Source organism: Nocardia sp. NPDC049220, from assembly GCF_040647855.1.
Taxonomy (GTDB): Bacteria; Actinomycetota; Actinomycetes; order Mycobacteriales; family Mycobacteriaceae; genus Nocardia.
The window spans coordinates 121,974-147,614 of sequence record NZ_JBEZDA010000008.1 but is presented as its reverse complement, the minus strand read 5'-3'; the positions used below and the strand labels follow the sequence as shown (position 1 = coordinate 147,614).

The following is a 25,641-nucleotide window of genomic DNA, read 5'->3' as shown; positions in this document are numbered from 1 at the left end:
CGGTTCAACCGTGTCCCGTTCGGCTCTGCGCCGCGGTGGCGGTAGCGTCGGATTATGAGCAGTCTCGAGGTCGCCGTCGTCGGGTATGGCTTGGCCGGCTCGGTGTTCCATGCTCCGTTGATCGCCGCCGAGCCACGGATGCGGGTGGCCGCGGTGGTGACGTCGTCGGCAGAACGTGCCGAGCGCGCCCGGCGCGAGCACCCGGGCATCCGTGTGGTGGCGCGTGCCGACGAACTGTTCGCCGAACCAGCGCGAATCGACCTGGTCGTGATCGCGACACCCAACCGCACGCACGCGCCGCTGGCCGCGCGAACGCTCGACGCCGGACTACCGGTGGTGGTCGACAAACCGATAGCGGTGTCGGTGAGCGACGCCGAAGCCCTGGTCGCGCAGGCCGAGCGCTCCGGTCTCGTGCTGTCGGTCTTCCAGAACCGCCGCTGGGACGGTGACTTCCGGACCGTAGGCGCACTCGTCGAGAACGGGAAACTGGGTCGGGTACGACGTTTCGAGTCCCGGTTCGAACGCTGGCGGCCGGTACCCAAAGGCGGCTGGCGGGAAGTCGGTTCCCACGACGACGGCGCGGGGATCCTGATCGATCTCGGCAGTCATCTGGTCGACCAAGCCCTGACACTGTTCGGCCCGGTGCACTCGGTGTACTGCGAACTGGATCGTCGGCGTGCGGGAATCCGCACCGATGACGACGCGTTCGTCGCGCTCACCCACACCTCCGGCGTCCGCTCGCATCTGTGGATGAGTGCTGTCGCACCGCAACTCGGCCCGCGATTTCGGGTGCTCGGTTCCGAGTCCGGATACGTCAGCTATGGGCTCGACCCACAGGAGGACGCGCTGCGGTCCGGCCGCCGCCCCGGAGACGGCGCGCCGTGGGGCACAGTCGAACCCGAGCGCTGGGGTCTGCTCGGCGCTGAACCCGACACCGTACCGACACCGACCGCAGCGGGCGACTACCCCGCGTTCTATGCCGAGATGGCCGCGGCCCTGCTCGACGGCGCCCCCGCTCCGGTAGACCCGCGCGACGCCGTCACCACGCTGCGCCTGCTCGGCAAGGCGCGCGAATCGGCCGCTTCGGGTGTGATCATCACCGCCTGACCGGGGCTGGTCACCTCTACCGCGACTAACTAACGTCGACACGTAGCGTCGGCCGCGTCGCGCCGATCGCGTGGCGGAGAGGAGATCCGAATGGGTTCAACGGTTTTCGCGGTGTGCCTACCACTGGCTCTCGCCGTGGTGATGTTCGGGCTCGGATTGACGCTGACGATGGAAGATTTCGCCAGGGTGCTGCGGTTTCCGAAGGCGGCGGTGATCGCGTTGGTGTGCCAGATGGTCGTGCTGCCCGCGATCTGTCTCGGCCTGACCTACTTGTTCGGTCTCGATGGCGCACTGGCCGTCGGCATGATGCTGCTGGCCGCGTCACCGGGCGGACCGTCCGCCAACCTGTTCAGCCACATCGCCGGGGGCAATGTCGCGCTGAACATCACTCTCACCGCGATCAATTCGGTGCTCGCGGTGTTCACCATGCCGCTGATCGTCGCGCTGTCCACCGCGTTGTTCCTGGACGACGCGGGATCACTCGGGCTGCGACCGGACAAGTTCGCCCAGGTCTTCGCCATCGTGCTGGCGCCGGTCGCGATCGGCATGTGGGTACATCGGCGGTTCACGTCCTGGGCACAGCGCCGGCGTGGCACCGTCAAGATCCTGTCCGTCGTGATGCTCGCACTGGTGGTCGCCGCCGCGGTGGGCAAGAATGTCGACACGCTCACCGAGAACATCGGCAGGCTGGCCGCGATCTGTCTGTTGTTCGCGATCGTGAGCCTGACCATCGGATACTTCGCACCCCGCGTGTTCGGGGTACCCGCTGACCAGGCGATCGCCTCGGCGATGGAGATCGGTGTGCACAATGGCGCGATCGCCATCGCCATCGCCGCTTCAGTTTTGCGCGACGACACCATGGCGGTGCCGGGGGCGGTGTACGGCGTGCTGATGAATATCCCCGCGGCTATCGCGGCATTTCTCCTCGTCAGGCGCGCGCGGCAGGACCAGCCCGCAGCGGAGCCGAGCGCGGTGTGCTGACCGCGATAGATTGCTCGGACACTTTCCCACCGGATCTGTAGCCTTTCGGATGTTCGACGCCATTCGAAGGGAGCCGGCGCGCGATGCAACCGCTCGGTGCGAGTGATCCGACGCGGATCGGGGACTACCGCCTCTTCGGCGTGCTCGGCGCGGGTGGCATGGGCCGGGTGTACCTGGGACGCAACGCGGGTGGGCGTACCGTTGCGGTCAAGGTGATCCGTCCGGATCTGACCGATGATGAATTCCGCGAGCGCTTCCGGCGCGAAGTCGCCGCGGCCCGCCGGGTCGACGGGCGATTCACCGCCCCGGTGCTCGACGCCGATGTCGATGCGGATCCGCCGTGGCTCGCAACGGGCTATGTGGCCGGGTTCGCACTGTCGGAAGCGGTCGCGCAGTACGGTCCGCTCACCGAGAACTCGCTGCTCGTGCTGGCACACGGGTTGGTCGAGGCGCTACTGGCGGTACACGCGGCCAATGTGGTGCACCGCGACCTCAAGCCGTCCAATGTGCTGCTCACCCTCGACGGCCCCAAGGTGATCGACTTCGGTATCGCCCGCGCAGTCGAGGACAGTGCGCTCACCACCACCGGAAAGGTCATCGGTTCACCAGGATTCATGTGTCCGGAGCAGGTGACCGGCGATCCGGTGGGCCCGCCCGCGGATGTCTTCGCGCTGGGCGGCGTGCTGGTATTCGCGGCGACCGGGCACGGACCGTTCGGCGTCGGCGAGGCGATGCAGATGCTGTGGCGAGTGGTGTATGAGCAGCCCCAACTCGACGACGTGCCACCGTGGCTGCGCCCGCTGGTATCGGCCTGCTTGATCAAGGATGTCGCGGCACGCCCGACGCCGGAGCAACTTCTCACCGAACTGACCGCGCTCGGCATCCCCGCTCGTAGCGGCTGGCTGCCCGGCCCCGCGCTGGAGGAAGTGAGTAGGCGCGCGGTGCGCTTGCTCGACCTGGACTCCGAACCCGTTCACCAGCTCGAATCCTCGACACCCGTCCCTCTCGCGCAAGGTGCGCAAGAGTCGGATTCGGTGAGCGCCGCGGACACGACGGTCCGTTCAACCTCGCCACAGCAGTACGCGCGGGGGCACACCGACGCGAATCGGTTGGCGCCGACCCAGGTCTGGTGGCCACCCGCTCCGCCGGACCAGTCGCCGGTGGGCGAGCAGCAGTATCCCGGACAGCTCACCCACGCACCCGCCTCGACGTATCGACCAGTGCGACAGCTCGCCGAACCGGGCACGGGTCGCCCGGGGTCGGCCGACGCTGCGGTCGCTCCACGCCGTCACCGCGCCGTGCTGATCGCCGGCGCACTTGCGATCTGCATCGCGATGGTGCTCGCCACCTTCATGATCGGCGACCGGTTCCGGAACGACGGCACCGGGAGTGGGTCCACCGCGACCGACAGCGGCCCACCAACGATCACGGCAACCTTCGGTGGCACCGGGTCGGCGACCGGCACAGCCGTGCCGAAAGCGTTTGTCGGCGAATGGAAAGGGGTCGCGAAAGACGGCCTGGGTAGCTACGACATCGTGCTGACCATCGATCCTGGCAATGTCGGCGAACGGATCGGCAGGTCGACCAACACCGGTCAAGTGGTCGGCGTGACATGCGAGCGGTCGGAATCACTCACTTCCGCGACTGCGGACAGCGTGGTCTTGACCGCCGAACTCACAGTCGACGGTGGCGGCTGCAACGACGAGGGCACGACTTCACGATTGGCCCTGCGTCCCGACGGAACATTGTCCTACCGGACTCGAGGTGTCCTCGGCGATATGACCGGAATCCTCAGCCGAACCACCTGAATCGGTGCGCCGCCGCGATGTCGTTCTCGCCGCGCTTACTACGCTGTCGCCGCTGGTGCCGGCGCCGAGAAGGCGTGCCCGAGCGCGCTGTGCCGGCGGCGGCTAAGGTGCGGCGGTGGACAGAGCCGAATTCGTCGAGCGAGGCGCCTCCATCGCCGACCGTCTGACGACAACCCAAGCGCAACCGCCGTGGTGGCTGGTTGCCGCGGCCGCGGTGGCCGCACTTGTTCTGGTCGGATACGCCCCGGTGTGGCGGTTGACCCGCAATATCGTGACCATCGCGCACGAAGGCGGGCACGCCCTGGTCGCCTTGCTGACCGGCCGCAGACTCGACAGCATTCGATTGCATTCGGATACGTCGGGGCTGACGGTATCGAGCGGAAAACCCTACGGTTTCGGGATGATTCTCACCACGATGGCGGGGTATCCGGCGCCGCCGCTGCTCGGTCTCGGGTTCGCCGCCCTGCTTGGCGCGAGCCGGATCACACTGATGCTCTGGACCGCCATCGCGCTGCTGGCCGCGCTGCTGATCAAGATCAGGAACATTTACGGCGCCATCACTGTGCTCGGGCTCGGCGCGGTGGTCTTTGTGGTGTCCTGGTTCGGAACCGACACGCTGCAAGCAGGTTTCGCGTATCTGGGCGCGTGGTTTCTGCTGTTCGCCGGCGCGCGTCCGGTAGTCGAACTGCAGCGCGGCCGCTCCCGGCAACAGCGGTCCCGCCACCACGACGTAGCCTCCGATGCCGACCAGCTCGCCAAGCTGACCCATCTGCCCGGCCTGCTGTGGGTGCTGGTGTTCGGGGCGATCGCGGTGGGCTCGCTGGCGCTGGGGGCGGGGCTGCTGGTCTCCGACGCCGCCGAGATTTGCCTTCCGCCCGTGTCATCGGACTCCTGCCCCGCACGCTGAGGGTCTGCGCGGGCGAGTAGGTCTCGTGGCGCCGCGCGGCAACGGCCACTCGCCCGAACGGCCACATCGGAACAGCCCGAACTACACCTGGGCCAGGGCTGCCATCGTGGCCGTCACCAGGTCATCGGGCGCGAGGGACGCATCGGCGGTCCTGCCGATCTCGTCGGCGGCCAGCGGTTCCAGCGCCGCCAGCTGCGAGTCGAGCAGGCTCGACGGCATGAAATGACCGCGCCGCCCCGTCATACGACGGGCGAGTTCGTCCTTGGGCGCGGCCAAGTGCAAGAAAAATGTCTCGGGAGCGGACGTGCGCAGCCGGTCCCGGTAGATCCGCTTGAGCGCCGAGCAACTGACAACACCGCCCCGATCGGCGTGCTGGGCCAGCCAGGCCGCCACGGCGTCCAGCCAGGGCGCCCGGTCGGCGTCGTCCAGCGGCGTCCCGGCCGTCATCTTCGCGATGTTCGCGGCCGGGTGGAAGTCATCTCCTTCGGCGTATTCGACGTCGAGCGCGGCGGCCAACCGCGCACCGACAGTCGACTTACCGGAACCCGACACACCCATCACCACGATCACCGGTGTACCGGCCCGTTCAGACATGTCGCATTCCTCCGCTACGGTCTCGCGACCGGACCGATCGGTCACTGGTCCGGTAGATCGCCTCTCGACCTTATCGGCGAAGTCCCGAGCCGGACCAGCCGCCATCGTGGCACACCGAGGGTTTGCCCTGGAAAGCTGGGAGCACCGGCACGGGACCCACACCGACGCCCGGCTCAGTACGCGATGAACAGGATCTGCTCGCGCGAGTACTCGTGGCCCGGATGATTCTCGGCCAGGTGGGCCTGCGTTTTCGCCACAAGATCGTCCTCGTCGGATCCGACGAGGGTCTCTCCGCAGGGGCAGTTCAGGTTTCGCTTCATCGAGCGGTCCTTTCTTCTCTACTCGATCGGCAGTCTAAGCCGTAAGACTCGACCGGTGCGAAAACAACCACGGACGCGGCCGTGGTCCCGTTCATGGTGGTGTGGGCGTGTGGACGCGCCATGTTCCTCGACCTGGTTGGCGACTGCGGTGCACCCCCCGGCACCCAGTCGGCTGGGCGGACCGTACTCGGACACGATGTCCGGTATGGAACTACGCATCTTCACCGAGCCGCAGCAGGGTGCGAGCTACGACACGCTGCTGACCGTTGCCAAGGCCACCGAGGACTTGGGCTTCGACGCGTTCTTCCGCTCCGACCACTATCTGAGCATGGGCGAGGTCGACGGTCTACCCGGTCCCACCGATGCCTGGAGCACCCTCGCCGGGCTGGCCAGGGAGACCGAGCGGATCCGCCTGGGCACCCTGGTCACCGCCGCCACGTTCCGGTTGCCCGGCCCGTTGGCCATCCAGGTCGCTCAGGTCGACCAGATGTCTGGTGGCCGTGTGGAACTCGGTCTCGGCAGCGGCTGGTTCGCCGACGAGCACGCCGCGTACGGCATCCCGTTCCCCGTGGACAAGTTCGCGCGTCTGGAGGAACAACTGGCGATTATCACCGGGTTGTGGGCCACCAAGTCGGGCGACACCTTCGACTACGACGGCAAGCACTATCAGCTCACCGATTCTCCCGCGCTTCCCAAACCGGTGCAGGAAACCGTCCCGGTGCTGATCGGTGGCCTGGGCGCTACCCGAACGCCGCGCCTGGCCGCGCGGTACGCGACCGAGTTCAACGTTCCGTTCGCCTCGATCGAGGACAGCGCGCGGCAGTTCGGCCGGGTCCGCGCCGCCGCCGAGGCCTTCGGCCGCAGGGCCGACACCCTGGTCTACTCCAACGCGCTCGTGGTGTGCGTCGGCGCGACCGACGCCGAGGTGGAGCGCCGCGCGGCCGCGATCGGTCGTGACGTGCACGAACTGAAAGCCAACGGGCTCGCGGGGTCGCCGGCGGAGGTGGTGGACAAGATCGGCGGGTATGCCGAGATCGGCGCACAGCGCATCTACCTTCAGGTACTGGATCTGGCCGATCTCGATCATCTGGAATTGATCTCCGCGCAGGTGCAGTCACAGACCTGAGGTCCGCCACACGAGCGCACGGTCGTCCGGAGGTGTCGTGCGCCGTGTGTCGCGGGTGTGGCATCGAATCCCGGTGCCACCCGCTAGTCGACCGGCAGTTCGGTTTTGGTGAGCCGCTCGGCCTCGTCCCACAGCCGTCGACCGTCGGCCGTGTTGCGTGCCCGACGCGGAATCGAGGCGACACCAGTCGGTCCGACGAGGCCGAAACGCCCACTGGGGCCGTAATATTCGCCATTGCGCGCGGCCGGGTCCACGGCGGCGAACAGAATCGGCTCGGCACCCTGACGCACCTGCTGCGTGGGCAGGAAATCCAGACTGTTGAGCAGCGAGCGCTTGGGCCGTTCCCGGCCGAGGCTCGCACCTGCGCTCTGCAGGTTCGTCAGGGTATAACCGGGATGGGCGCCGGTGCTGAGCAGATTCCAGCCGCGGCTGTCGGCGATCTCGGCCAAGCGCACGGTGAACATCAGATCGGCCAGTTTCGATTGGGCGTAGGCGAAATTCGGGCTGTACCGGCGCTCCCACTGCACATCGTCGAACCGTATGCGGCCGTAGTGCGCGGTGCCGCTACTCATGGTCGCGACCCTCGGGCTCGGAGCGAGCCGAAGCGCTGGTAGCAGGAGCATGGTCAATGCGAACGGTCCGAGAAAGTTGCTGCCGAACTGCAATTCGAAACCGTCGGCGGTGACATGTCTGGTCGGCGGGGCCATCACGCCCGCATTGTTGACCAACACGTCGATCGGCTGAGCCTCGGCCACCAGGTCGGCGGCGAACTGTCGAACCGAGGCCAGATCCGCGAGATCGAGCCGCCGCACCTCCAGCGCGGCGCCGGGGTGCTCCCGCAGGATGTCCGCCTGGGCCCGCTCGCCCTTCTCCGGCGTGCGGACGGCCATGACCACCCGTGCGCCGGCCGCGGCGAGGCGGGCGGCCGCTTCTTTTCCCGTACCACTGTTGGCGCCGGTGATGACTATCGTTCTACCCGTCTGATCAGGCACTTCGTACATCTCGAAACTCCTTCGAACATAAGAGACCATCGGTCTAATACCTCGGAGTGACGGTAACGAACCACCGGTCCTTTGTCAATAGACCATCGGTCTGAAATACTGGAGCGCATGGTCGGATTCCAACGCGCACGCAGCGAAGAGCAGCGGGAAGTTCGGCGGCGAGCCATCCTCGACACCGCCGCCGCGATGCTCGCGCAGATGCCCGTCGCCGAGGTCGGCCTGAACGAACTGGCCCGGCGCGTCGGCCTGGCGAAGTCGAACGTGCTGCGCTACTTCGACTCCCGCGAAGCAGTGCTGCTCGAACTGCTCGACGACTCCTATCGGAACTGGCTGACCACCCTCGCCCCCGCTCTCGCCGACACCTCGGGCGAGCTGTCCGCCCGCCGCAACCGCCTGGTCCGCGCGCTGGTTACCACGCTGGATCGGGATCCGGTGCTCTGCGATTTGTTCAGCGCCCAGGCCGCGGTTCTGGAACGCAACATTTCCGCGGACGTCGCCGCGCAGTTCAAACGCAATTCACTGACCGCCACCGCCGAGTTGGCGGCCATGGTGGCCGCGATCATCCCCGAGTTCGGCCGGGAGCGTGCCCTCCAGTTCTGCGCGGCCGGCCTGCTGTCGGCCGGGGCGCTCTGGACGCACACGCACCCCTCGTCCGCCATGCTCGCCGCCTACGAACAGCACCCCGAGCTGGCCGCCTATCGGCTGAACTTCACCCAGAATTTGACCGAACTGCTCACGGTCCTGGTCAACGGAATCCTGATCACCGACGCCGAGCCTTCGGATCGGGAGACACCGCCCGCCACAGCCGATCCGGCATAACGTCCACGTCCGCGGTACCCCGAGTCCGGACCTATGGCGCCGCCACGGCGCTACCCACGGACGATACCGCCACCGATCATGTTGATGGCATCCTCACTGGACGCGAACCATGGCATCGGCTGACGTTCAGCCACAAGCCGACTCGCGACTCGGTGATCGAGTCGGCGCCGCCGACCCCGACCTCGGCCCCAGCCGCACCGCGGCGCGCACAGTTCCGACGCCGACGTGGTCAGCGCGGATCTCCAGGTCCGAGGAGGTGGCAGGCGACAGCTCGGGTGAAAGCGCCGGAGCGCAGCAAGGATTCGGCGGCCGCGATATCGGGGGCGAGATGGCGGTCGGGACCTGAACCCTCGACCTGGGTTCGCAACAGTGCCACGGCCGCACCGGTGCTCGGCGCGGGACGCAGCGGAGCGCGCAGATCGAGCGCGCGTGCGGCGGTGAGATATTCGATCGCGAGCACCGTCGTCAGTCCATCCACCGCTTTGCGCAGCTTGCGGGCCGCCGACCACCCCATCGATACGTGATCCTCCTGCATCGCGCTGCTCGGGATCGAGTCGACGGACGCGGGCACGGCGAGCCGTTTGAGCTCGGATACCACCGCGGCTTGGGTGTACTGCGCGATCATGTACCCGGAATCGACTCCAGGATCAGCGGCGAGGAAGGCCGGGAGCCCGTGCGAGCGCGCGACATCCAACATGCGGTCGGTGCGGCGCTCGGCCATACTCGCCACATCGGCGACCGGGATCGCGAGGAAGTCGAGCACGTAGGCCAGAGGTGCGCCGTGGAAGTTGCCATTGGACTCCAGCCGTCCGTCAGCCAGCACAACCGGATTGTCGATGACCGAGGCGAGCTCCCGATCGGCGACCATTTCGGCATGGGTCACCGTGTCCCGCGCGGCGCCGTGCACCTGCGGGGCGCACCGCAGCGAGTACGCGTCCTGTACCCGGTGGCAGTCGGGACCGCGATGGCTCGCGACGATCTCCGATCCGTGCAGTGCGGCGCGCATCCGCGCTGCCGAACAGGCTTGGCCGGGATGTGGTCGTAGCGCCTGCAGGTCCGCGGCGAACACCCGATCGGTGCCGAGCAGCGCCTCGACGCTCATCGCGGCGGTGATATCCGCGATGTCGAGCAGGGCACGCAGATCAGTTAAGGCCAGCACCAACATGCCGAGCATGCCGTCGGTGCCGTTGGTCAGTGCCAGGCCTTCTTTCTCGGCCAGCGTGACCGGCTCGATTCCATTGGCACGCAGCGCATTCCCAGCATCCAAGAGCGTGCCGGAGTCGTCGGTCACCGTCCCCTCGCCCAGCAGCGCCAGCGCCACCGCGGCCAGCGGCGCGAGATCACCAGAGCATCCGAGCGAACCGTACTCGTGTACCACCGGTGTGAGTCCGGCGTTGATCAGTGCGGCCAGCGTCTCCGCCGTCGCGGGCCGCACACCGGAGTGGCCGGCAGCGAGCGTACGCAGGCGCAGCACCATCAGCGCGCGCACCACCTCGCACTCGACGCCGGCACCGGCCCCCGCCGCGTGCGATCGAATCAACGATCGCTGCAACACACCGCGGCGCTCGCGCGGAATGTGCCGAGTCGCCAGCGCGCCGAATCCGGTGGACACCCCGTAAGTAGGGACATCGCTCGCGGCGAGCGCGTCGACATGCTCGCGCGCGGTGCTCAGGCGCCGCAACGCCGCTCGACTCAGCCGGACCTTCGCGCCGTGCCGCGCGACCGCGACGATCTCATCCCGGGCGAGCGGGCCGTCGAGGTCCAGGATCGGTAGTTGCGCAGTGTCCAGCATGGATCCATTCCACCGCCACGACGGGCGGTGCAGAATGAGGCCACGGCCGATTTTGTCTGAGATCCCAGACTCATCGAGGAGGTGGCGTGGGAACAAGCAGCGATGTCCCGGCGTTGCGCCGCGGGCTCGCCGTGCTGCAACTGCTGGCGAGTCGAGCCGGGCCGATTTCCGCCACGACCATTGCGCGCGAACTCGGCCTCCCGCGCTCCACCACCTATCACCTGCTCGCCGAACTGGAAGCAACCCGATTCGTCACCCGAATTTCCGCCGAGCGGCGCTACGGCCTCGGCATCGCGGCGTTCGAACTCGGCTCGGCTTCACTGCGCCACGACCCGCTCCAGCGCCTTGCCCGTCCACTGCTGCGTGAGCTGGTGGAACAGGTCGGGCACAATGCCCACCTCGGCATCCTCGTCGGCAACGAGCTGCTGTATCTGCTCAAAGAGCAGCCCCGGCGGCCGGAGACCCTGATCACCGGCGTGGGCGTCCGACTGCCCGCCCATCTGACCGCCTGCGGCCGGGCGATTCTGGCGCACCTGCCTGCGGCGCAGGTGCGCGCCCTGTTCCCGTCCGCCGCCACGTTCGTCCGTCGGACCGACCGCGGACCGACCACCCTCGCAGCACTGCGGAGCACGCTGGCCACCGAACGCCGCCGCGGCTGGGCCTGCGAGGACGGTCACGTCACGCCCGGCTTCGCCTCCGTCGCCTACCCCGTATTCGAGCACAATCACCGCCCGATCGCCGCGATCAGCGTCGCAATGCGCCACCACTGCGCGACCATTCCGTGCACCGTCGACTGGACTCCGCTCGCCGCCCAGGTCTGCACGGTGGCAACCACTCTCACCCGTCGCATCGGCGGGGCATCGGACCGCACCTGACCCCGGCGAAGGCGTCTGAGCGCGGACGCGCTCCGCAGGCGGGCAACGCTCGGATGACCAGTAATGACCGCCGGCATCCGACCGGTCACGAACGATGCCTCGTGCGCTGCACCATCGGACGCGCGGTCTGTGACGAGCGACACCAGAAAATTAATTGTGCACAATATAATTGCCCACTACATTAATTTCATGACCGACAACCTCGCCCTCGACGAGCAACTGTGCTTCCCGCTCTACGCGGCGTCCCGGGCGATGACCGCGGTCTACCGCCCGAAGCTGGAGCGACTCGGCCTCACCTATCCGCAATACCTGGTGATGATGGCACTGTGGGAGCGTGACGGGCGCAGCGTCGGCGACGTCTGCCACGCGCTCGCGCTGGATTCCGGCACACTCTCCCCGCTACTCAAGCGGCTGGCGGCGGCGGATTTGGTCGAGCGGCATCGATCGGCGACCGATGAACGGCGCGTCGAGATCCAACTCACCGAACGCGGGCGCGCGCTGCGCGCCGAGGCGGGAAACATCCCGGCCGAGATGGCCGCCGCCAGCGGCCTGCCCCTGGCCGAGGTCGTCACCCTGCGCGAAACCCTGCAGAGACTGACGCATTCGCTGATGTCCGCACTGAATGACAATGAAGGAGACTAGACATGCAGGTCCTCTACACCGCCGAGGCATTGTCGACCGGCGACGGGCGCAACGGACACGCCCGCACCACGGACGGCAAGATCGACGTCGAACTGTCCGCGCCTAAGGAGATGGGCGGCAGCGGTGCCGGCACCAATCCCGAGCAACTGTTCGCGGCAGGCTACGCAGCCTGCTTCCATTCGGCGCTGCGACTGATCGGCAAACAAGCCGAGGCGAACATCGATGACTCCGCGGTCGGCGCGAAGGTCGGCCTCGGCACCAATGGCGCGGGCGGATTCGGACTGACGGTCACCCTCGAAGTCTCGCTCCCCCACCTGGCGGAGGAGCAGGCGCGGCAGCTCGCCGACAAGGCACATCAGGTGTGCCCGTATTCCAACGCGGTGCACGGCAACATCGACGTCGAGATCCGTATCGCCGAAGACTGATCGACCAGGAGCCGAGCGGGAAGCGAGCGACCGAATGCGCGGTCGGGTGGGCGCCGACGCGATGTCGCGGCTTGCGCCGAACGGGCATTCGATCGCTTTCGGCAGTGTCCCGAGACCACCGTCGCTCGACTTTCCCGCCGACCGCATCGTCGACCGGCGGTGCTGAAAAGCTTCCGGGGCGCCGAGCGGATCGAGGAGATCCGGGGCCGAGCGTCGTAGACAGCTGATCGGCAAGGTGGTCGACCGCACGACCCGCCGCTGATTTCGCAGCGAACTCCCTGGTGGAGTTCGCTGCCGATGCCGCAGCCGCCACCGAGACGCCAGGCTCAGCCGGACTGATCGATATCGAGCACCGCCATCGCCGCGTTGTGTCCTGGAATACCGCTGACGCCACCACCCCGGATAGCCCCCGCGCCACACAGCAACACGTTGCGATGACCGGTCGCGACACCCCACCGGGCAGCCGGGTCCGTGGCGTCGGCGTCCTCGGGAAGATAGGGGTAGGCCAGATCTCGATGGAAGATGTGGCCACCTGGTAACCCGACCTCGCGCTCGAGATCCGGCGGGGCCTTGGCCTCGAGACACGGCGCACCATTCTCGTCCGTGGCAAGACAATCTGCGATCGGTTCGGCAAGCACCGAATCCAGTTGCGCCAGAGTCGCTTCCACCAACGTTGCCTTAGCGGACGCTGGATCGGCGGCGAACAACCGCGCCGGTGTGTGAAGGCCGAACAGCGTGAGGGTCTGCGCGCCCTGAGCGATCAGCTGCGGCGACAAGATCGACTGGTCGGTCAATGTATGACAGTAGATCTCCGCGGGGGGCGCCGACGGAATTCGGCCGATCGCCGCCTCGCCGTACGCCTGATCGAGTTGCGCGTACGACTCGCCGATGTGGAAGGTCCCGGCAAACGCCGCACGCGGCCCCGTCTCGGCGTCGCGCAACCGCGGCAGCCGGCGCAGCAGCATATTCATCTTCAGTTGCGCCCCTTCCGGTTTCGTCGGCCGAGGCTGGCCGAGCAACCCCGCGAGCGCGTACGGTGCGGCATTCACGAGGACGTGCCGCGCACCGACCGTCCCGTCCGGATAGCTGACTTCGGCGGTGCTGCCGTCGCTGTCGAGGCCGGTCACCTCGCATTCGGTGACGATCTCGGCACCCGCCGAACGGGCGGCCACGGCCAATGCGTCGGTGAGTGTGCCCATGCCTCCGACCGGCACATCCCAGTCGCCGGTCCCGCCACCGATCACGTGGTAGAGGAAGCAACGGTTCTGTCGCAGCGACGAATCGTGCGCATGCGCGAACGTGCCGATCAACGCGTCGGTAAGCACCACACCACGCACGGTGTCATCGCGGAATGTCGACTCGATCGTCTCCCCCAGCGGGCGTTCGAACAACGCCTCCCAGGTGGCCGCGTCATCGACGACAGCACGCAGCGCCGCCTTGGGCTGCAGCGGCTGCGTCAGCGTCGGGAACACACGGCGCGCCAGCCGTCCGGTCGCGCCGTAGAACTGTTGCCACGCAAGGAAATCCTGGTCCGATCCGGTGAGTCGCGTGAAGCTCGCCCTGGTGCGCTCCTGAGACGAGGAAATGAGCAGTCCACCGGTCCGCACCGGCGTGTACGACGAGATCTGCCTGCGCCGGGTCCCGAATCGCAGGCCCAGATCGTCCATGATCTGCCGCGGCAGCAAGCTCACCAGGTACGAATACCGCGACAACCGCGCGTCGACGCCGGCGAACACCCGTTCCGAGACCGCGGCACCACCCGTGTGCGACTGCCGCTCGAGCAGCAGCACGGATCGCCCGGCCCGCGCCAGATACGCGGCGGCCACCAGCCCGTTGTGACCGCCACCCACGATCACGACCTCGTAGAACGACCGCGTCGGCTTCATCCGTCCTCGATAGCACGGATTCTCCTCGGCCGACAGCACCCGCACCGAATAGAATCCGCTCGACGGCGACCGGATCCGATCTCCCGCGAACGAGGCGGCTGGGCCTTTGCCACCACCGCCGGACGCTCTTGCCTGCTGCCCGTCAGGGCGCGAACAAGGTCGATCCCCAGTAGTCGTTGGGACCCAACCCTGGTGGAACTGCGAAAACCGCTGATCCGACGTGTTTGATGTACTCGTTCAGCGCGTCGTTGCGCGCGAGATTCTCCTGCATCGGCACGAATTGCGTGCGCGGATTACGGCAGTAGGCGATGAAGAACAAGCCCGCGTCGAGATGTCCGAAGCCATCGGAGCCGTCGGTGAAGTTATAGCCTCGCCGCAGGATCTGGATACCACCGAGTTCCTCGGCCGAAGCGAGGCGCACATGTGCGTCGGTGTCGACCAGCGGTCCGGTGGGCCCCTTCGATTGCAGATCCAACTCGTCGAATTCATTCTCGCCGCCGAGGGGAGCTCCGGATCCCTTCGTCCGTCCGATGACCCGCTCTTGCTCGTGCAGACTGGTGCGGTCCCAGGGCTCGATCAGCATCCGGATACGGCGCGTCACCAGATACGATCCGCCCGCCATCCACGACCGATCGTCCTGCGGGTCGACCCAGACGAACTGCGTGACCGCATCGTGGTCCTCCGCCTTGATGTTGCGCGTTCCATCCTTGAATCCCAACAGGTTTCGCGGTGTCACCTGGGTGGTCGAGGTCGACGACGTCCGGCCGAAACCCAGTTGCGACCACCGCACCGAGACCACACCGAATCCCGCCCGCGCCAAGTTGCGAATCGCGTGAACGGCGACTTGCGGATCGTCGGCGCATGCCTGGATGGCGATGTCACCCCGCGAGCGGGCCGGATCCAGTGCGTCACCGGTGAACTTCGGCAAGTCGACCAACGCGTCCGGTTTGCGGGCCGCCAGTCCGAACCGATCGGCTCCGGTCGGCGTAGTGAACAGCGACGGCCCGAAGCCGATGGTCAGCGTCAATCGCGACGGCGCCAGATCGAGCGCTTCACCGGTGTCGGTGGGCGGATTGTAGGCACCGGCGCCGATGGCGCCGTTCGGCACGGCCTCCTGGCCCGTGGTCATCCGTTCTGCCATGACAGTCCAGGTTCGCAGCAGGGCATCGAGTTCGTCGCGCGACTCGGTGTGTACATCGAACACCGCGAAGTGCAGCCGATCCTGAGCCGGCGTCACGATGCCGGCCTGATGAGCACCGCGGAAGGGCACCACACCAGCTTCGGGCGCAGCGGCATCCTGGCTCGACATACGGCCCGCAACTACCCCGGCGCCCGCTGCCAACACTCCTAGACCTGCCGAACCGATCAGGCCACGGCGCGACACCCCACCTCGGCCGGCGCGGCCGGCTTCGTGCTCAGGCTCCTGCGACAACGCCTTGCACCTGACTGACGACCGCGGACAACGCGTCGATGCGCCGCGCCAACGCGGCACGCTGCGGTTCGGTCACCGCCTCGTAGCCGACGTGCCCGTCACCGGCACGGTATTGCGCCAACTCGCTGTCCAGCTCGGCGAACCTGCGGTCGATCAGGGTGGCGAGGTCGCGGTTTCGCTCATCGAGGATCGGCCGCACGCTGGCGATCGCGGCCTGGGAACCGTCGACGTTGGCCTGGAAGTCCCACAGATCGGTATGGGAGAAGGTGTCTTCCTCACCAGTGATCTTGGTGCGCGCAATCTCGTCCAACAGCGTCTGAGCGCCACCGGAGACCTGAACCGGATCGACCTGGAAATCCGCGGCGCTCACCCCTCGCACCAACTCCCCCACATCGGCTACGAGTTGGTCGGCGATCCGAGTGGTGTCCGGCTGCAAACCCTGCGCCCACAGGTCTTTCTCGAGCCGATGGAATCCTGTCCACTTGTCCCCGGCGGCCACATCGGCTTCCCGCAGGTCAAGCCGCGGGTCGAGATCGTCGGGAAAGCTCTCGGCGACCGGCTCGATGCGCTCGTAGTAAGTGCGCGCCACCGGGTACTGTTTCTTCGCCGACGCGACGTCGCCGGACTTGATCGCGGCGACGAACGCACCCGTCGTTTCCTGCAGTGCGGTCACCTGCGACACCAGGTATCGCTTGTACCCGGACGCCGCGTCGGCCATCTTTCCGGTGTCGTCACGCGTCTGTGCCTGACCCGTGACGATGAAGTCACCGCGGATTCCTTCACCCACCATCCCCGGCTTACACGCGGTCTGATAGGTACCCGGATCCGACACCGACACGATCAACTGCCGCGACAGTCCGGGACCGATGTTCTCGACCTCACCGATGACACGGTCGCCGGCGCCATACACGTAGAACTCGGTGACCTTGGTGCCATTGTTGGTGATCCGGAACGTGGTGTTTCCCGCACTCGCCGAATTGCGCGACACCTCACATGAGTTGTCCGCGGCCGTCACCGCGATATCGCCGCCCTGCGAGGTCTCGGATTTGCTGGCGCACGAAGCAAGCAGCACCGGCAGCACGGCGACAGCAGTGATCGCCACGACAGTAGATCGCATGGGTGGAACCTTTCACGAATGCGGCTGAGCCGCTGCGGGTTTGGCGGGCGCATCGCCCGAAGAATCGCGGGATCCCGATATTGGCGCCGGGCGGAGAAACACGATCAACACGACGATCAGATATCCCGTCCACGCCAGCGCCTGCAGGAGCGTCGGATCGGCACGGAAGTTGAAAATCCCCTGGGCGACGGTGCCGTACCAACTCGACATGGTGAACCACGACGAGATATCGAAGGCGGTATCGTTCAGACCCGGCAACCAATCAGCGGTCTGCAACGCCCGGACCCCATATGCCAGGATTCCGGCGGCGACCACGATCAGCAGCACTCCGGTGTATTTGAAGAACATCGCGAAATTGATGCGGACCGCGCCGAAATACATCAGCACTGTCAGCAGCGCCGCGATCACGATGCCCAGTAGCAAACCGAGCAACGGCCACAGGCTTCCGGCGGTGTTCTCCGCGTAACCGACCATCAACAGCGCCGTTTCCACCCCCTCGCGGCCGACCGCCAGAAAGGCCAGTGCCAACACCGCGGCCGGGCCGCCGGCCACCGCCCTGGACATGCCGGCTCGCAGATCACCGGAGATCGATCGCGATGCGGTACGCATCCACAAAACCATCCAGGTCACGATCACGACGGCGGTCAGCGACGCGATCCCCGAAATCAGTTCCGCGGCCACCCCGGTGACGGTCGACGTGCCGTAATGCACACCCGCGAAGATCGCACCCACCATCGCGATCGCCGCGAGAACTCCCCCGACCACCCAGCGCAGCGCATCCCGGTGCCCGGATTTGACCAGGAAAGCGACCAGGATCATGACCACGATTCCGGTTTCGAGCCCCTCGCGCACACCGATCAATCCACTGCCGATCAATTGTGCCGCGATCGAGGGCGCGCCGGATGCGCCAGCAAGATCCGCCATCACTCACTCCCGCCTACATCCCAATGCGGCCTCATCGTATTCAGCAAGGCAAGGCTATCTTTACACACGGCATCAACCCTTGCGACCGCAACCTGCGGGCACACGGTGGTGTGACCGAGTGGGAAGTTTGCCAGGCCCTCCTCTGCTGCGCTCAGGCCGGCAGCTCATGGGAGACCGTCACCGGACTGTCATCTCACCCAGTTCGGACCAGCCGGTGTCGTCGATGGTCTGATTGATGATCCGCGGAGTCGATGCGAGCGCCTGCGGCAGCTCCGCCATGGCGGCCTTGAAGTGCGCACTGCCGACGTGTGCGGCGCCGGCCGCTTCGTCGCGGAAGGCCTCGACGAGAACGAATTCGCTGTGATCGTCGACGCTGCGGGACCAGTCGAACCAAAGGTTGCCTTCCTCGGCGCGGGTTGCGGCGGTGAAGGGGCCGACGAGCTCGAGCCACCGATCGGTCCATTCGGGCTTGGTCTTGAACTTGACGACGATGAAGATCATTTCGCTCCTCCTTGGTGCGAGCCGCCTTCAGCCGCTCCTGGGCTGGTGGGGGGCGCGTGCGTTGCGAACATCCCATTGTCTCCCGCTCGACCAGTGGATGGCCGCTATCGGTCGGGCACCGGACGTGTCGCTCGACCGGTCGAGCGACGGACATGATCAAATCAAGTAGAGGAATGGATCTCGCAGGTCGGGTTCGAATCGCTCATCGCAGATGGTGCCGCCAACCCGGAGGCCACAGTGGTCGAGCGCATCCGACAGTTGTATCGGACGACGAACTGAAGGTGCGGTATGCAGACGACGAAGCGTCTCAGAGTGCCTGAGGTGACGGGCATCGAGGTGCGCGAGCACCGCTTGCGATTTCGGCTATCCGACTCCGCGGGTCACGACGAGTTGATGCGCCTGGTGAGCATCTTCCACCGGCGCGGAATCGAGGTCGTGTCCCTGCATTACGACCGGGTGAGCGGTGGCGGCGGCACGATCGACGCTACCGTCATGAGTACCAGGCATGGCGCCGACATCGTCGTGCGAACATGCGCCGATACCGTACATGTCCTGGATGCTCGCGTCACCGAGCCCTCGGAGTGGAGCGTCTGAAGTCGACCCGGCCACCGGATTCGGCAATCGTCGTCGCGGTCACTTCAGCAGCGCCTTCCGGGTAGACAGCGGACACAGGACACGTAGCGCTGTCATCTCCTCGGCGGTCGGCAGACTCCGCTCCATCCCCGCGGGAGTCGAACGCGGCCGGCCCGTAGCGCCGTGACCAACTCCGCGTAGCCTTCCCGAACCTCGCCGAGGTGGAACCACGCCTCGTGCCGTAGTTCCGCGTCGCCGCTGTGGCGGACCGTCCACAAAACCTCGGCGTAGGTCTTGGCGACATGACTGATCACCTCGCCGAAGGAGTGCGTGTGTTTGCACGCGCCCACCGCGCGCGGCGGAGGGAACACAGCCCACGCATTGATCTCGCCGACGATACGTGCGATGTCGGCGTGGATACCGGGTTCGTCGAAATCGCAAGGACGCTGCGGTCGCCCGAGATGCACTGGAATCAGCGCAGCATGCAGATCTCCCAACGCTCGGGCCCACCCGATCAGCGGTGAACTACCTCTCAGGCCACCGCAGATGGCAGCCAGCAGTTGTTCGGGTTCGAGCAACGGCACTCGACCCGGGTTCACGACACGCCCAGACCACGCCGACCCCACCGAGGTGGGCGAATACCCCGCCGGGGCAACCCCGAGGTCTCTCGAGGCCCAGGCAGGCCGGTTGGCGTCCTCGGCCGAGTCCCGATCCATCGCCGCGGGGCCGACTACGGCATCGGAGGGCCAGGCGTCCATAGTCACATGGTGCGCCTGGCGCGTGTCCCCCGCCACGACCGGCTTGCTCCCAGGTAGTAAGCGCGGCCTCTTATCGCACGTAGCATGGCTGATCGTGGAACTGCGCCAGCTCCGGTACTTCGTCGCGGTCGCCGAAGAGCTGCACTTCGGACGGGCGGCCGAGCGCCTGTTGATCGCGGGGCCGTCGCTGTCACAGCAGATCAAGGCATTGGAACGTGACCTGGGCGTGCCACTTTTCACCCGCGACCGGAGGTCGGTCGCCCTGACCGCCACGGGCGCGGCGCTGCTGCCGGAGGCTCGGGCGCTGCTGCGACGAGCCGAGGATCTGCGCCGCCGCGCGGCACGGATGTCCGGTTCCGAAGCGGTTCATATCGGCTACGTCACCTGGTTGCCGTCGGACCTGACGGCCCGCATATCCGGTGTCGCCGCACTGCACATCGATACCTGGGTCGTGCCCTCGCACGCGCAGGCCGCACGAGTGGCCGACGGTAGCCTCGACCTCGCCGTGTGCTGGGTACAAGCGGCCGACCTGGCCAGGCTCGGCCTCGAGGCTCGGCTGCTCGGAGCCGACCGGCTGTACGCGGTGTCCTCCGGTGCGAGCACCAGTCCGGTGCGGCCGCGCGAGGTCACCGTGCTCGTCGATGCCGACGCCGCCACCTGGTCATCCTGGAACGATTTCGCCGAGCAGTTGGCGCGGGACACCGGCGCGCGAGTTCAGCGCATCGACGACGGCGGCATCACCGGTCCCGCCTTCTTCGACCACGTCCGCGCGAGCGACCGCCCTGTGGTCAACTCCCCCAGAGGACAGTCCCTGCCCCTGCCCGCGGACCTCGTCCAGCGCCCGATAGCTGCACCCGCGGTGTATTGGACCTGGTCACTTATTCTGCGCCACAACGAAATACGCCCTGGTGTGCTCGCTGCAGCGGATGCGATCAGTCGTGATATCGGTCAACTCGGGATCCACGACGCCGACGCTTGGCTGCCCGGCGACGACCCGCACCGCTAGTCGAACAGCGGATCGCGAGAAGCACATTCATCGCCCAGCGCTCTGGCCGCCGTCGACATGAAGGATCTCGCCGGTGACGAACGGAGCATTCTCCAGGTAGATGATCGCTTGGACCACATCCTCGACCTCGCCCATCCGACCGAGCGGGTGGACCGCACTGAATTTCTCATAGGACTCAGCCGGATGCATCGATGTACGAATGACGCCGAGCGCGACGGTGTTGACCCGGATGCCGCGAGCCGCGTACTCGATCGCCAGCTCCTTGGTGACTGCGTTCAGCCCACCTTTGGTCAGCGACGCGAGCGCAGAGATCAACTGTGAGTTGGCGTAGTCGACCAAGCTGGTCGAGACATTGACCACATGACCGCCCCTGTCGGTCTCCAACATCGCGGTGAGGGCACTGCGAGAAATCTCGAAGAAGCCTCGTAGGTTGACTCCCACCACAGCGTCGAAGTCTTCGTCGGAGTAGTCGGTGAATGGCTTGGAGATGAAGATTCCGGCATTGTTGACCAGCGTGTCGACCCGGCCGAACCGCGCCATAGCCGCGTCGACAACACGGGCGCCGACGCCGCGCTCGGCGACGTCCGCACGCACGGTCAATACCCCGGAATCGTCGGATTCGTCGATAGAACGGGCGGTCGCGACAACCGCGTAACCGAGGTTCCGGTATGCCGTGACCAGAGTCGCGCCGATACCCCGGGAGGCACCGGTGATGATGGCGACCTTCTGCACAGTGTTCACAATCGGATACTCCTTTCCAGCCGGGTGCGTACTTCGCTACCTGCAATGCGGGGAACTTCCGCCGCGATGCGGTAGCGGAAGTCTTCCGCCAAATCCCACCTCGCCGGTCGAGGCGCGCCGCGACCCGATTCTCCGCAGCTCGAGGCCTAAGAGGGCGTCTGAGAACTGAGGCGGGGCGGCGTGTGGCGCACGAAGAATGGGTGAACTCCCGGTAGGACTGGTGGTTCTCACGCCAAACCCGGTCCGACCAGGAGCTCGTGTGCCAGTGTCGCTTGCCTGCCAGTGTTTGTCATGCCCGACCCACCGCGAGTCGCCCGACAGGCCTTCGGAGCGCTCGTCGTACCCGTCCTCGTCGATCACCGACGCCCAATGGGCGGTGCTGGAGCCACTGCTCCCGCCGCCCGGCAACACCACCGGCAACGGCGGGCGACCGGAGAAACACCCCCGCCGCCTCGTGCTGGACGCGATCTTCTACGTCGTCCGCGGCGGGATCGCGTGGCGGCAGATGCCCCACGACTTCCCGCCCGCGACGACCGTCTACGACATCTTCCGCCGTTGGACCAAAAACGTTGTGTGGCACAAGATCCACGACACGCTGCGTGACCTGGTCCGGGTACGCGCCGGACGCGACCCGCTGCCGACCGCCGCGATCGTCGACTCCCAGACCGTACGCGGCGCCGACACCGTCCCCTCCGACAGCGCCGGCTACGACGCGGGCAAGAAGACCAAGGGCCGCAAACGACACATCGCCACCGACACCCTGGGGCTGCTCCTGGCCGTCGTGGTCACCGGCGCGCACATCCAGGACCGCGACGGAGCCCACCGGCTGCTGGTGGCGTTGCGTGCCCGTTTCTCCACCGTGTCGCACCTCTGGGTCGACGGAGGCTACGCGGGTCGCCTGGTCCTCTGGGCCCACAAGGTCCTGTCGTTGACCCTGGAGGTGGTCAAACGCACCGACAAGACCAGCGGGTTCCTGGTCCTGCCCCGGCGTTGGGTCGTCGAACGAACATTCGGATGGATCACCAAACACCGACGCTGCGTCCGTGACTACGAGACCCTGCCCGAACACCACGAAGCCATGGTCTACATAGCCATGATCATGACCATGTCCCGCCGACTCGCCCGTGCCGGAGACCACTAACGTCAGCATTCAGACGCCCTCTCAGAGAGGTAATTTCGATACGTCTACGACTACGTATATGATCGGCGCATGGACGTGTTGATCGTGGGAGCGGGACCGACGGGAATGACGTTGGCGTGCGGCCTGGCCGCGCAGGGCGTCGAGGTGCGGCTCGTCGACCGGGCCACCGGACCTGCCGAGACCTCGCGGGCGAACATCCTGCACGCACGCGGCGTCGAGGTCCTAGACCGGCTGGGTGCCCTCCGCGACCTGCGGGAACGGACGCTCGAGCCCGCCGGCATGCGGATGCACGTCGGCGGCAGGCCAATCGCCACTATGCGGTTCCTGCCGGACCGGCGGGAGCGCACGCAGGCGCTGTTCGTGTCGCAGGCCGCGATCGAGGCCGAGCTGCGCCGCCGGCTCACCGAGCTGGGCGTGCCCATCCACTGGGGGACCGAGGTCACGTCCCTCGACCAGGATCCGCCGGCCGACTGGGTGGTCGGGTGCGACGGTGCCCGCAGCACGGTCCGCGAACTCGCAGGGATCGACTTCCCCGGCGTGCCGGTCGCCGAGCGGTTCCTGCTCGCCGACGTCCACACCGACTGGGACCGCGACCGCAGTGTCTCCGCCGGCTGGTACCACCGGGACGGCATGCTGCTGGCCATGCCGATGCCCGGCAAGCCGGACCTCTGGCGCCTCATGGCTGACGTACCGCACGACGGCGAGCGGCTCGCCCCCGACCAAGTGGTCGACCGGCTGCGGCAGCTCCTCGTGGAGCGCGCGGGTCAGTCGGATATCGGCATCCGCGAGACCGTGTGGGCCTCGGTGTTCCGCATCCACCGACGGCTGGCGGCCGACTACCGCCGCGGCCGGGTCCTGCTCGCCGGCGACGCGGCGCACACCCACAGCCCGATCGGCGGTCAAGGCATGAACACGGGCATCGGCGACGCGGAGAACCTCGCGTGGAAGCTGGGCCTGGTGGTCCGCGGCCTGGCCGGCCCCGAACTGCTCGACACCTATGGGGCCGAACGCCGGCCGCTGGCGGCGGACGTCCTGCGCAACACCACGGCGAACACGCGGCTGCTGCTCGGCGAAACGGCGCTCACGCGGTTCCTCCGAGACCGGGTGGTGGTTCCGTTGCTCGGCAGGCCGGCCGTGCAGCGCCGCGCTACCCGGGTGGCGTCGCAATTGTGGGTCACCTACCGGCGCGGTCCGCTCGGTGGCCGCGGCCCGGCGCCGCAGCCGGGTGACCGCATCCCGGACGGCGAATACCAGCGCACCGACGGAACCCAGACACGGCTGCACGCGGAGCTTGGCCCGGAGTGGGCCTTGGTCGGCGGCTCGGCCGAACTGCTGGCCGAGGCCCGCACAGCGTTGGGCGAGGTGGTCGGCCTGCGAGGGGAGGGAGACGCGCTGCTCATCCGCCCGGACGCACACCTCGCCTGGCACGGCAACGACCCGGCCGCGCTGCAAGATCGGCTTACAGCGATGCTGCGGCCGCCGGGCGTTGGCACAATGCGCCCGTGACTTCCGCACGCACCGGTCCTGGCCGTCCGCGCGACCCGGAGGCGGACGAGGCGATCCTGCGGGCCGCCGTTGAGCTACTGATCCAGCGGGGTGTCGAGCGGACGAGCATCGAGCAGATCGCCCGGCGGGCCGGAGTGGCGAAGGTGACCGTGTACCGGCGGTGGAGTTCGAAGGAAAAGCTGTTCGCCCAGGCGCTCGAGTCCACGCGTGAGCAGGTCCGTGCAGTCGACAAAGTCGGCGGTCCGCTGCTCGACGTGATCGAGGAGCTGCTGCCTCGGTGGGGTGAGCTGCTGGCCGACCCCGGCGCGCGAGCGCTGACCGCCCGGATGATCGGCGCCGGGCCGGACCACCCGGAGCTGCTCTCCACGTACTGGCGCCACCACCTCGAGCCCCGCCGCGAGCGTGCCCGAAAGACCCTCGACCGCGCGAAGCGGGACGGCGTGCTGCCAGCCACTACGGATGTCGACATGGTGATCGACATGATGTGGGGGGCCGTCCTGCATCAGCTGGTGCTAGCGCCCGGCGACCGCTCGGCCACGGAGCTGACTGCCTACCTTCGCCGCATGCTCCGCCAGATGGGCTTCGCCCTACCGGAGTGAACCGGGGTAGAGGTATTGTCGGCCGGCTGCTCCTCGCCGTGGAACCAGGCCCATGGCTTCGCGGCGGTGGGCAGCGGGTCACGTCCGGTGTGGAGGCGGACCAGGTTGCGTAGTGCATCGTGAACTTGTTGCCACACAACGGTTTTGGCCCATCGGCGGAAGATGTCGTAGATGGTCATCGCGGGCGGGAAGTCGCCGGGCGTCTGTCGCCAGGCGATCCCGCCGCGGGCCACGTAGAAGATGGCGTCCAGCACGACCCGGCGTGGGTGCTTCTCCGGTCGACCACCTTTGCCGACGGTGTTACCCGGTGGTGGCAGCAACGACGCGACGAGCGCCCACTCGGAGTCAGACATCGACGAGGACGGGTAGAACGGACACGACACCGGTGTAGTCAGCGGCCCACCATGGGCTGGGCATGACAAACACCGGCAGGTAGGCAACACTGACACGCGAGCTCCTGGCAGACCGGTTGGCGTAGAGAACCACCAGTCCTACCGGGAGTTCGCCCACTTCCCGGCACACACGCCGACGCCCACCAAAGTTCTCAGACGCCCTCTAAGGCAGGACCTAGCCCCTGGTGGCGGGATCATTCGGGTGCGGGGACAGCGGCGTCACCGTGTCGTGTCGCCATACCCGCAGCGGCATAGACGCGAGTACCTTCTCCAGTTGCTCGGCGTCGTCCGCGTGGAAAAGCCCCCACGTGCGCCATTCACCAGGAGCGAGCGGAGGACGCCACAGTCGCAGCAGGGATCCCTGCGCTGCGAGTTCCTGTGCCCGGGCCGCCTCCCTGGCCCGGATATCCGCAACAGCCTCCTCGGATGTGCCCTCCGGAACAACGGTCACCATGTCGACCAGAAACTCCATCGGCGGCTTTCCTCCCTCGGTCATCCCGATTTCGAAACACTGCGAACACTGCAAACACCGAAGCCGGCTCCGGCCGGTGGACGAGCATGAATGCGGGCACAACCGCCCGCGAACAAGGTGTTTGGATCCCTCGTGACAGATCCGCCGATGATTCGATGGATGCGAGCGGGCGGGCGCTCATTTGTCCTCCGAGTAT

The 25,641-nt window shown here is 67.1% G+C and carries 26 protein-coding genes and 1 pseudogene; 14 read left to right on the top strand and 13 right to left on the bottom strand.

Annotated features, from left to right (window positions below):
- Positions 1–54 precede the first annotated feature (54 nt).
- From AB0C34_RS19440 to AB0C34_RS19425, 4 genes are all read left to right on the top strand, one after another.
- Positions 55–1,107: a Gfo/Idh/MocA family oxidoreductase gene (locus AB0C34_RS19440; protein ID WP_357074469.1), complete on the top strand. Its 1,053-nt coding sequence runs from the start codon at positions 55–57 to the stop codon at positions 1,105–1,107.
- A 90-nt stretch (positions 1,108–1,197) separates the two neighbouring features.
- The gene (locus tag AB0C34_RS19435; protein ID WP_357074466.1) at positions 1,198–2,088 is read left to right on the top strand and encodes a bile acid:sodium symporter family protein; all 891 of its coding nucleotides are present in this window, start codon (positions 1,198–1,200) and stop codon (positions 2,086–2,088) included.
- Between the two features lie 83 nt (positions 2,089–2,171).
- Positions 2,172–3,896 (top strand): serine/threonine-protein kinase, encoded by a 1,725-nt coding sequence (locus AB0C34_RS19430; protein WP_357074463.1) that lies wholly within the window; start codon positions 2,172–2,174, stop codon positions 3,894–3,896.
- A 115-nt stretch (positions 3,897–4,011) separates the two neighbouring features.
- Positions 4,012–4,803 (top strand): M50 family metallopeptidase, encoded by a 792-nt coding sequence (locus AB0C34_RS19425; RefSeq protein ID WP_357074460.1) that lies wholly within the window; start codon positions 4,012–4,014, stop codon positions 4,801–4,803.
- An 81-nt stretch (positions 4,804–4,884) separates the two neighbouring features.
- Here AB0C34_RS19425 and AB0C34_RS19420 read toward each other — a convergent pair whose 3' ends face one another.
- Both AB0C34_RS19420 and AB0C34_RS19415 read right to left on the bottom strand, forming a co-directional pair.
- Positions 4,885–5,397: a gluconokinase gene (locus AB0C34_RS19420; RefSeq protein ID WP_357074457.1), complete on the bottom strand. Its 513-nt coding sequence runs from the start codon at positions 5,395–5,397 to the stop codon at positions 4,885–4,887.
- Positions 5,398–5,570: 173 nt separating this feature from the next.
- Positions 5,571–5,717: a DUF1059 domain-containing protein gene (locus AB0C34_RS19415; protein ID WP_357074455.1), complete on the bottom strand. Its 147-nt coding sequence runs from the start codon at positions 5,715–5,717 to the stop codon at positions 5,571–5,573.
- 205 nt (positions 5,718–5,922) lie between these two features.
- Here AB0C34_RS19415 and AB0C34_RS19410 point away from each other — a divergent pair, with 205 nt between their 5' ends.
- Positions 5,923–6,843 (top strand): LLM class F420-dependent oxidoreductase, encoded by a 921-nt coding sequence (locus AB0C34_RS19410; RefSeq protein ID WP_357074452.1) that lies wholly within the window; start codon positions 5,923–5,925, stop codon positions 6,841–6,843.
- Between the two features lie 83 nt (positions 6,844–6,926).
- Here AB0C34_RS19410 and AB0C34_RS19405 read toward each other — a convergent pair whose 3' ends face one another.
- Complete coding sequence (locus tag AB0C34_RS19405; protein ID WP_357074449.1) at positions 6,927–7,844, bottom strand: SDR family oxidoreductase; 918 nt, start codon at positions 7,842–7,844, stop codon at positions 6,927–6,929.
- Positions 7,845–7,952: 108 nt separating this feature from the next.
- On the opposite strand from AB0C34_RS19405, the gene AB0C34_RS19400 reads away from it, so the two are divergent.
- Positions 7,953–8,663 (top strand): TetR family transcriptional regulator, encoded by a 711-nt coding sequence (locus tag AB0C34_RS19400; protein ID WP_357074446.1) that lies wholly within the window; start codon positions 7,953–7,955, stop codon positions 8,661–8,663.
- A 229-nt stretch (positions 8,664–8,892) separates the two neighbouring features.
- Here the strand turns inward: AB0C34_RS19400 and hutH are convergent, their stop codons facing one another.
- Positions 8,893–10,455, bottom strand: coding sequence for a histidine ammonia-lyase (gene hutH, locus AB0C34_RS19395; protein ID WP_357074443.1), 1,563 nt, complete (start codon positions 10,453–10,455; stop codon positions 8,893–8,895).
- An 86-nt stretch (positions 10,456–10,541) separates the two neighbouring features.
- On the opposite strand from hutH, the gene AB0C34_RS19390 reads away from it, so the two are divergent.
- The 3 genes from AB0C34_RS19390 to AB0C34_RS19380 all read left to right on the top strand — a co-directional run bounded on the left by AB0C34_RS19390 (position 10,542) and on the right by AB0C34_RS19380 (position 12,397).
- Entirely contained in the window at positions 10,542–11,330 is a 789-nt protein-coding gene (locus AB0C34_RS19390) for an IclR family transcriptional regulator (RefSeq protein WP_357074440.1), read from the top strand.
- Between the two features lie 189 nt (positions 11,331–11,519).
- Positions 11,520–11,972: a MarR family transcriptional regulator gene (locus AB0C34_RS19385; protein WP_357074437.1), complete on the top strand. Its 453-nt coding sequence runs from the start codon at positions 11,520–11,522 to the stop codon at positions 11,970–11,972.
- Positions 11,973–11,974: 2 nt separating this feature from the next.
- Complete coding sequence (locus AB0C34_RS19380; protein WP_357074434.1) at positions 11,975–12,397, top strand: organic hydroperoxide resistance protein; 423 nt, start codon at positions 11,975–11,977, stop codon at positions 12,395–12,397.
- Between the two features lie 326 nt (positions 12,398–12,723).
- On the opposite strand, the gene AB0C34_RS19375 is transcribed toward AB0C34_RS19380, so the two are convergent.
- From AB0C34_RS19375 to AB0C34_RS19355, 5 genes are all read right to left on the bottom strand, one after another.
- Complete coding sequence (locus AB0C34_RS19375) at positions 12,724–14,283, bottom strand: NAD(P)/FAD-dependent oxidoreductase (protein WP_357074431.1); 1,560 nt, start codon at positions 14,281–14,283, stop codon at positions 12,724–12,726.
- 142 nt (positions 14,284–14,425) lie between these two features.
- Entirely contained in the window at positions 14,426–15,715 is a 1,290-nt protein-coding gene (gene efeB, locus AB0C34_RS19370; RefSeq protein ID WP_357074428.1) for an iron uptake transporter deferrochelatase/peroxidase subunit, read from the bottom strand.
- Positions 15,699–16,832 (bottom strand): iron uptake system protein EfeO, encoded by a 1,134-nt coding sequence (gene efeO, locus AB0C34_RS19365; protein WP_357074425.1) that lies wholly within the window; start codon positions 16,830–16,832, stop codon positions 15,699–15,701. The genes efeB and efeO overlap by 17 nt, the downstream gene beginning before the upstream one ends.
- Positions 16,833–16,844: 12 nt before the next feature.
- Positions 16,845–17,756: an iron uptake transporter permease EfeU gene (gene efeU / locus AB0C34_RS19360; protein WP_357074422.1), complete on the bottom strand. Its 912-nt coding sequence runs from the start codon at positions 17,754–17,756 to the stop codon at positions 16,845–16,847.
- Between the two features lie 177 nt (positions 17,757–17,933).
- The gene (locus AB0C34_RS19355; protein WP_357074419.1) at positions 17,934–18,257 is read right to left on the bottom strand and encodes a putative quinol monooxygenase; all 324 of its coding nucleotides are present in this window, start codon (positions 18,255–18,257) and stop codon (positions 17,934–17,936) included.
- Positions 18,258–18,545: 288 nt separating this feature from the next.
- Here AB0C34_RS19355 and AB0C34_RS19350 point away from each other — a divergent pair, with 288 nt between their 5' ends.
- Positions 18,546–18,851 carry a hypothetical protein gene (locus AB0C34_RS19350; protein ID WP_357074416.1) on the top strand — a complete coding sequence of 102 codons (306 nt, stop codon included), beginning with the start codon at positions 18,546–18,548 and terminating at the stop codon, positions 18,849–18,851.
- Positions 18,852–18,943: 92 nt separating this feature from the next.
- On the opposite strand, the gene AB0C34_RS19345 is transcribed toward AB0C34_RS19350, so the two are convergent.
- Positions 18,944–19,588 (bottom strand): hypothetical protein, encoded by a 645-nt coding sequence (locus AB0C34_RS19345; protein ID WP_357074414.1) that lies wholly within the window; start codon positions 19,586–19,588, stop codon positions 18,944–18,946.
- 94 nt (positions 19,589–19,682) lie between these two features.
- On the opposite strand from AB0C34_RS19345, the gene AB0C34_RS19340 reads away from it, so the two are divergent.
- Entirely contained in the window at positions 19,683–20,594 is a 912-nt protein-coding gene (locus tag AB0C34_RS19340; RefSeq protein ID WP_357074411.1) for a LysR family transcriptional regulator, read from the top strand.
- A 27-nt stretch (positions 20,595–20,621) separates the two neighbouring features.
- Here the strand turns inward: AB0C34_RS19340 and AB0C34_RS19335 are convergent, their stop codons facing one another.
- Positions 20,622–21,335: an SDR family oxidoreductase gene (locus AB0C34_RS19335; RefSeq protein WP_357074408.1), complete on the bottom strand. Its 714-nt coding sequence runs from the start codon at positions 21,333–21,335 to the stop codon at positions 20,622–20,624.
- 286 nt (positions 21,336–21,621) lie between these two features.
- Here AB0C34_RS19335 and AB0C34_RS19330 point away from each other — a divergent pair, with 286 nt between their 5' ends.
- From AB0C34_RS19330 to AB0C34_RS19320, 3 genes are all read left to right on the top strand, one after another.
- Positions 21,622–22,476: an IS5 family transposase gene (locus tag AB0C34_RS19330; RefSeq protein ID WP_357074405.1), complete on the top strand. Its 855-nt coding sequence runs from the start codon at positions 21,622–21,624 to the stop codon at positions 22,474–22,476.
- A gap of 69 nt (positions 22,477–22,545) precedes the next feature.
- Positions 22,546–23,982, top strand: coding sequence for an FAD-dependent monooxygenase (locus tag AB0C34_RS19325; RefSeq protein WP_357074403.1), 1,437 nt, complete (start codon positions 22,546–22,548; stop codon positions 23,980–23,982).
- Positions 23,979–24,581 carry a TetR/AcrR family transcriptional regulator gene (locus AB0C34_RS19320; protein WP_357074401.1) on the top strand — a complete coding sequence of 201 codons (603 nt, stop codon included), beginning with the start codon at positions 23,979–23,981 and terminating at the stop codon, positions 24,579–24,581. Before AB0C34_RS19325 ends, AB0C34_RS19320 begins: the two co-directional genes overlap by 4 nt.
- On the opposite strand, the gene AB0C34_RS19315 is transcribed toward AB0C34_RS19320, so the two are convergent.
- Positions 24,533–24,934, bottom strand: a complete 402-nt coding sequence (locus AB0C34_RS19315) for a transposase (protein WP_357074398.1) — start codon at positions 24,932–24,934, stop codon at positions 24,533–24,535. The two genes, AB0C34_RS19320 and AB0C34_RS19315, sit on opposite strands and share 49 nt — an antisense overlap.
- 217 nt (positions 24,935–25,151) lie before the next feature.
- Positions 25,152–25,445 (bottom strand): annotated as a pseudogene (locus tag AB0C34_RS19310) (muconolactone Delta-isomerase family protein); the annotation flags it as partial.
- Positions 25,446–25,641 lie beyond the last annotated feature (196 nt).